Below are 6,000 nucleotides of genomic sequence, written 5' to 3'. Positions count from 1 at the left end.
ACGCCCGCCGATCTCGGTCCCGGACCGGTCCGGTCCCTGAGGAGCGGTGTCCAGCCAGTAAGGGGTGAACTTCATATCGCTGCTCTCTCCTGCCACTGCCGTCAGCGGCTCTGAACGCACTTGGGTCGGGCCCTCTCAAAATCCGCCGGAGGAAGTTCGCTCACCGCCGCCCGGAGACCGCGCGTTCCGAGGCCCGACTTGCAGCACGACCTCAGTGATGTCCGGGCGGAGAAAGTTTGAGGGGAAGTTCGAGGTCCCGTCGTTGACAGTTGTCGACCATACACATATGGTCGACAATCGACAAGAGACCGAGCACGGTTCGATAGAACCCCGAACGCTCACGGCCAGACCGTCACATAAACCCTCTTGGTCGACAATCGACCATCCATCCCTCGCAGCGTCGCTGACGCTCCAAGGCCGAACAAACGTTGGAGGACCCCGTGGCATTTGACGTCAAGCCCAAGTTCATCTCGTTCGACATGAACGGGACCCTGACCCACTTCCGCATCGGCGACGCGATCCGTCGGGTACTGGGAGACCGGCTGCCGCAGGAGCTCGTCGCCGACTTCACCCGGGCCGGCAACATGTACCGGATCGACGAGTGCATGGGCGAGTACAAGCCGTTCGACCGGATCGTCACGGACGCGCTGGTGCGGACCTGCGCACGGTTCGGCGTGGAGTACCGGGAGGGCGACGGCCAGGCGGTGTACGACGAGATCCCCACCTGGACGCCGTACCCCGGAGTGACCGAGGCGCTCAGGAGGCTGGCCGAGGAGTACCCCCTGGTGATCGTGACCAACAGTGACGACGCGTTCGCGCCGCAGCTGGTGGAGAACCTCAAGGCGCCGTTCGAGGTGGTGATCACCGCCGAGCAGATGGGTGTCTACAAGCCCCGGCTTCGCGCGTTCGAGTACACGCTGGACAAGCTGGGGGCGGCACCGGACGAGATCGTGCACGTCTCGGCCAGCCCCAAGTACGACCTGCGCCCGGCCGCCGCCCTCGGCATCAAGCACATGGTCTACATGGACCGAGGCTTCGAGCCCGACGAGCCGTGGCTCGGCTACGAGCGGATCACCGACATCGCCGACCTGCCGGTCCTCCTGGGCCTGCCGCGCCCTTGATCGCACGGCCCTCCACCACCCTGCTTGGGGGTCCCGTTCCATGGCACTGCGCGACGCGTACGAGCTGTAGCCTGTGTGGTCGACAACCGACCAGAGAGGTGACCGGGATGGACCCCAAGTTCGGAGGGTTGGAGCGGACGACGACTCCGGAGGGTGTGTACCGCGTGCTACGCGGAGCCATTCTCGACGGGACCGTGCCTCCCGGTGGACAACTGCGTGAAAGGGACATCGCGACGGATCTCGGAATCAGTCGTTCCCCGTTGCGTGAGGCGCTGACCAGGCTCGAGGAGGAGGGCTTGGTCGTGAAGGTCCCCTTCCGGGGGGCGTTCGTCGTCGAGGTCAGCGCTGAGGAGATCGCTGAGATCGCCTCGATCCGCTTGCTCGTCGAGCCTTATGCCGCGGAGCTCGCCATCGAAGCGCTCCGGGGGCCCGAGCAGCCCAAGTTGAGGCAGACGATCGAGGAATTGAACCGCGCGATCGAGAAGAACGACATCCCGGCCAGCGTCGATGCGCACCTTCAGTTCCACAGGCTGTTCTACGACTTGTCGGGACACGGTACGCTGCGCAACCTCTGGAACGGTTGGGAGACCAAGCTGCGCCTCTATCTCCTGGTCGACCACCCCTCCTACAGCGACCTGCACGACATCGCTGTGGAGCACGCGAGGCTGGCCGAGGTCGCACTGGAGGGCGACACGGAGGTGTTCAAGCGGGAACTGGCACAGCACTTCCAATCAGCGCTGCGAGGCCAGACCGACAGCAACGACGGGGGTGCAGCGGCCGGGTCCGGTGCGCTGCCCAGGGGCTGTTGACTATCAGAATGCTGGGTGAACGAAGGCGCTTGTCGAACCTGCCCAGGCCGCCTGCCGACGACGCCGTCTCTCCCGCAGCTTGCGGGAGAGACGGCGTCGTCTTACCGGCCGAGTCCGGCGACGGATCCTCGGACTCGCCCACGCAAGGAGCACTACGACGGCATCAACTCGAGCGCCCACCGCATGAGAGGGCAGCCCGGTCGGCGCTTCAGTGCTCGAAGAGCGCCGTCGCCACCGGCACTGCCAGCAACAGGCTGAGCCCGACCAGGAGGAAGCGGTCCAGCCACAGGATGGCGGCGAATTCGCGCAGTGTCGCGGCCAGCCAGTAGGCGGGGGAGGTCGGCGCGCCCACGACGTGCACGGGTACGCCGACGCGGCGGGCCAGCAGGGTCGTGCGGTAGACGTGGAAGCCGCTGGTGACCACCGTGGCACGGTGGTCGGGAGTGGTGCCGTCCACGAGGGCCGCGCTGAAGCGGAGGTTCTGCCCGGTGTTGACGGAGCGGTCTTCCCGCACGATCCGGTCGGCGGACACTCCGCGCCCGCGCAGATAGGCGGCCATCGCGTCCGCCTCGGAACGGACCTCGTCGTCGCCTTGGCCGCCCGAGACGACGAACACCACACCAGGCCTCTCCGGTGCGCGGGCGGCGTCGATCGCCAGGGCGCGCTCCAGCCTGCGGGTCAGCAGCGGGCCTGGCCGGTCACCGTCGAGCCCGGCGCCCAGGACCACGACATGGGTGGTTTCCGGCAGAGGGGTACTGCGGCCCCGGACGAATACATAACCGGCGAAGACCACGAAGAGCAGAGTGAGGTATCCCGCGACCGCGTTCACCGCGACCACGAAGGCCCCGAACGCCTCGCCGCCGACCGCGTGGAAGGCCGCGTCGAGGCCGAGCACCGCCAGCACCGCGCAGCCGGCGGCCCCGGTCGCCAGCAGGGCCGCCTGCGGTCCGTAGCGCCGGACCAGCAGGGCGCCGTCGGCCAGCAGCAGCAGGCCAAGCGTGAGCGCCAGGAGCAGGACGGCGACGGCGAGGACGGTGGCGATGGTCGGGTGGGCGCCCGCACTGCGAGCGGCCACGCCGAGTCCGGCAGAGGTCACCGCGAGGCAGAACAGGACGGCGGTGGAGAACCGGTGCGGTGCCAGCAGGGCGTTGACGACGCCGCCCGCGGCGAACACGACCGCAGCGAGGTATTCCGGGTACTCCCGCATGTGCCGCACCGCTCCGCTCTACCCGCCCGCCGGGCCGCTGCCCGTACCCGTCCGCCTCTCGTCGCCCGCAGGTTCCCGAACACGTGCGATACGTGGACCCGGTGCGGACTACCGCCGGCCATCCTCCCAGACCCGCTGTGGTGCGCCGAACGCGGGCGGGCGGTGGTGCGTTCGGCGGGACCCGCATGTCGTGCCGGTGGTGCCGGCGCCGAAACGCGAGGCCTGGTCGGCGTGTGCGTCGCAGTCGCCGACGCTTCCGGCGGCGTGGCCTCCGACATCATGGTCGCCGTCACCAGCCACCGCCCTCGACTTCACCGGCGGCATCCTCTTCCTCGGAAGGAAACCGGCTGTGGATGCCGGGCGGGCATGTCGTCTGTGCCAGCAGGCGCGCCGGAGCGTTCAACCGGCCTCGCAGCAGGCCCATGCCCTGTTGCCGTCGGCCAGGCTGGTGGGTGTGCGTGGAGGAACTGGGTCCGGTTCCCACAGGCTCAGTGAAGAAACCAGGGAATTCGTCCGTGTGTTCTCCCGGTTCGGCGGGCACAAGGAGCGGCGGAGGTCGATAACTATGGTTCCCCTGCTTCTCGTTCTGCTGCTGGCTCTCATCCTTTTCGGCGCGGGCTTCGCGCTCAAGGCCCTGTGGTGGATCGCGGTGATCGTGCTGGTGGTCTGGCTGCTGGGCTTCGTCATCCGCACCGTGGACAGCGGTGGCCGTAAGGGCCGCTGGTATCGCTGGTAGGCCAGTCAGCACGAACCGACACGAGCCGTCGTGGGCCCCGGACAGTGTCCGGGGCCCACCGGCGTACCCCGCTCCAAAGGACGATTGCGGTCCTGACAGGGTGAAAGCCATCTTCACGGGCGGCGCCAAGGAGCCCGGGCCGGAATTGTGTCGCAGAATGAGTGCCTGTCCCGGCCCCGCAACCGCACGAGCCTGAAGCCGTATCGACACGTGCCGGGATGCATCTTTTGCCATCGCATGCTGGCGGCCGATGCCCGGCGTGTGCGACGTTGGACGGACAGCCAGCCTGGTTTGGCAGGAGGCCCCGCGCCGCCCCTGAAGGCCGCGTCGAGTGGTCGGGATGTGGTGCGGGTTGTCTTGCTCGACTGTGCGTGCCCCCACGTCACGCGCTTGATGCCCCCAATGCGGGGGTGTGATGGGCTCGACCCCCGGAAACGAGGGGCGAACCATGAACGACCTCACCATCACCACGCGACAGCACTCCGACCGCACCGTCGTCACCGTGGCCGGGGAGATGGATCTCGACTCGTGCCCCGCTCTCGAAGAAGCGACGCTGGTCATCCCCCTCGACGGCAAGACCTTGCACCTGGAGATGTCCGGAGTGTCCTTCATGGACTCTGTCGGCCTGAACCTCCTGCTGAAACTGCGCCGCCGCCTTCTGGCCGAGGGCGGCCGGCTCCTCGTCACTGGCCTGCAAAGCCAGCCCGCGAGCGTGCTGCGCCTGACCGAGACCGACGCTCTGCTGACCCCCGACGCAGCGCAGGCCGCCTGACCGCTCGCAGCCCCGTGGGAGCGGCATCCATAATCGCCGGGCCTCGGAGATGACTGATCGCTCCAGGGCCTGTGGTGCACCGTTACGGCGGGCGAACGTCGCCACTCTGGGCAACGCGGACGCGCCCCTGGAGTGAGCCGCTCTTCGGGATAGGGCCGGCTATCGCGACAAGCCGCTGCCAGGTGCCCGGCGCTGACCGGGCGAGGATGCGGTGGCGAACTGCTCGCAGGCGCCGGGTTCGAGCCAGGCCACCGCGGCAGTTCGGTGGACAGGGCGACACCGTCACCGACGTCCTCGGTCCGCCACCCGTGGATGTCCAGCAGCAGGCCATCCAGCGGCCCGCCGAACAGGGTTGGGGCCGTCGTGGTCGCTGCCCTCGCCGCAGCCGTTGGCGACGACCCGCCACCCCGCCCCGTTGGCCCTGGCCGTCAACAGGGACAGGGTCGTCATCGCCACAAGCATCCGGCAGTTCATGCTCTCAACGCGTGGAGGGTCCCTTGTCCGCGGTCTCTTCACATGATGCGTCTGGAACCGGCCGACGGGCCTTCGGGTGAGACAGCCCTCCTGCGGGACGCGGAAAAGCGTTCGACCACCGGCATGGGACAGGGCATGATCCGCATGCGTGACGACGTCGAAGCAGCTCATCGTCCGGGCCGCCGCCCGCAACAACGCCGAGTGGTGCGCAGCGATGAGCCGGTCGCACGGCCTGGAGGGCGAGTTCGGCCCGCAGGCTTGGACCGCCCCGTCCCGCACGCCCCTGTACTACCCCGACGCGGTGACACTCGTGCCGGGAGCCGACCCCGCCGCGCTGGCGGCGCGGATCCACACCACCACGCCGGGCGCCTCCGTCAAGGACAGCTTTGCTGACCTCGACCTGAACGAGGCTGGCTTCGAGGTCCTGTTCGAGGCGCAGTGGATCCACCGCCCGGCGAGCAAGTCCGCTGTCGCGCCGGCTCTTGCCTGGGACGTGGCGGGCGACCCGGACACACTGCACACCTGGGCGCGGGCGTGGGACGACGGGGACGGCAACGCAAGCCTCTTCCGGCCCGAACTCCTCGACGACCCGGCCACCTTCGTGCTCGCCGGACGGTCCTCCAGCGGCCTGGTGGTCGCCGGCGCGGTGGCGAGTCGCAGCGACCATGTGGTCGGAATCTCCAACGTCTTCGCACCGGACGGCGGCCCTGACGCGGCGTGGCCGGTCGTCCTGGACGCGGTGCACTGGCTGTTCCCCACTCTGCCAGTGGTGGGCTACGAACACGGTGACGACCTGGCGGCTGCCGTCCGCCACGGCTTCGAGCCGGTCGGTCCACTGCGGGTCTGGCTGCACGAATAGACCAGCTTCAGAAGCAGTCCGA

General features: G+C 68.6%; 6 protein-coding genes. 5 read left to right on the top strand and 1 reads right to left on the bottom strand.

Annotated features, from left to right (window positions below; translation table 11 throughout):
• Positions 1-440: 440 nt before the first annotated feature.
• Together AB0I06_RS33485 and AB0I06_RS33480 are read left to right on the top strand one after the other, a co-directional pair.
• Positions 441-1,121 (top strand): haloacid dehalogenase type II, encoded by a 681-nt coding sequence (locus AB0I06_RS33485; RefSeq protein ID WP_363122627.1) that lies wholly within the window; start codon positions 441-443, stop codon positions 1,119-1,121.
• Positions 1,122-1,228: 107 nt separating this feature from the next.
• Positions 1,229-1,930: a GntR family transcriptional regulator gene (locus AB0I06_RS33480; RefSeq protein WP_363122626.1), complete on the top strand. Its 702-nt coding sequence runs from the start codon at positions 1,229-1,231 to the stop codon at positions 1,928-1,930.
• Positions 1,931-2,138: 208 nt separating this feature from the next.
• On the opposite strand, the gene AB0I06_RS33475 is transcribed toward AB0I06_RS33480, so the two are convergent.
• Positions 2,139-3,137: a YdcF family protein gene (locus AB0I06_RS33475; protein WP_363122625.1), complete on the bottom strand. Its 999-nt coding sequence runs from the start codon at positions 3,135-3,137 to the stop codon at positions 2,139-2,141.
• A 565-nt stretch (positions 3,138-3,702) separates the two neighbouring features.
• Between AB0I06_RS33475 and AB0I06_RS33470 the strand changes: the two genes are divergently transcribed.
• The 3 genes from AB0I06_RS33470 to AB0I06_RS33460 all read left to right on the top strand — a co-directional run bounded on the left by AB0I06_RS33470 (position 3,703) and on the right by AB0I06_RS33460 (position 5,978).
• Positions 3,703-3,873 carry a hydrophobic protein gene (locus AB0I06_RS33470; RefSeq protein WP_363122624.1) on the top strand — a complete coding sequence of 57 codons (171 nt, stop codon included), beginning with the start codon at positions 3,703-3,705 and terminating at the stop codon, positions 3,871-3,873.
• A gap of 448 nt (positions 3,874-4,321) precedes the next feature.
• Complete coding sequence (locus AB0I06_RS33465) at positions 4,322-4,645, top strand: STAS domain-containing protein (protein ID WP_363122623.1); 324 nt, start codon at positions 4,322-4,324, stop codon at positions 4,643-4,645.
• A gap of 622 nt (positions 4,646-5,267) precedes the next feature.
• A complete protein-coding gene (locus tag AB0I06_RS33460) occupies positions 5,268-5,978 on the top strand; it encodes a hypothetical protein (RefSeq protein WP_363122622.1) in 711 nt (236 codons plus the stop codon).
• Positions 5,979-6,000: the final 22 nt, after the last annotated feature.

Origin of the sequence: Streptomyces sp. NPDC050674, assembly GCF_040654575.1 — a bacterium.
Taxonomy (GTDB): domain Bacteria; phylum Actinomycetota; class Actinomycetes; order Streptomycetales; family Streptomycetaceae; genus Streptomyces.
This window is presented reverse-complemented; position numbering and strand designations above follow the sequence as displayed.

Excerpts from the sequence above, each read along its gene's own strand:
- AB0I06_RS33470 (WP_363122624.1), top strand. The coding sequence starts at position 3,703 with ATGGTTCCCCTGCTTCTCGTTCTGCTGCTGGCTCTCATCCTTTTCGGC.
- AB0I06_RS33475 (WP_363122625.1), bottom strand. The coding sequence starts at position 3,137 with ATGCGGGAGTACCCGGAATACCTCGCTGCGGTCGTGTTCGCCGCGGGC.
- AB0I06_RS33480 (WP_363122626.1), top strand. The coding sequence starts at position 1,229 with ATGGACCCCAAGTTCGGAGGGTTGGAGCGGACGACGACTCCGGAGGGT.
- AB0I06_RS33465 (WP_363122623.1), top strand. The coding sequence starts at position 4,322 with ATGAACGACCTCACCATCACCACGCGACAGCACTCCGACCGCACCGTC.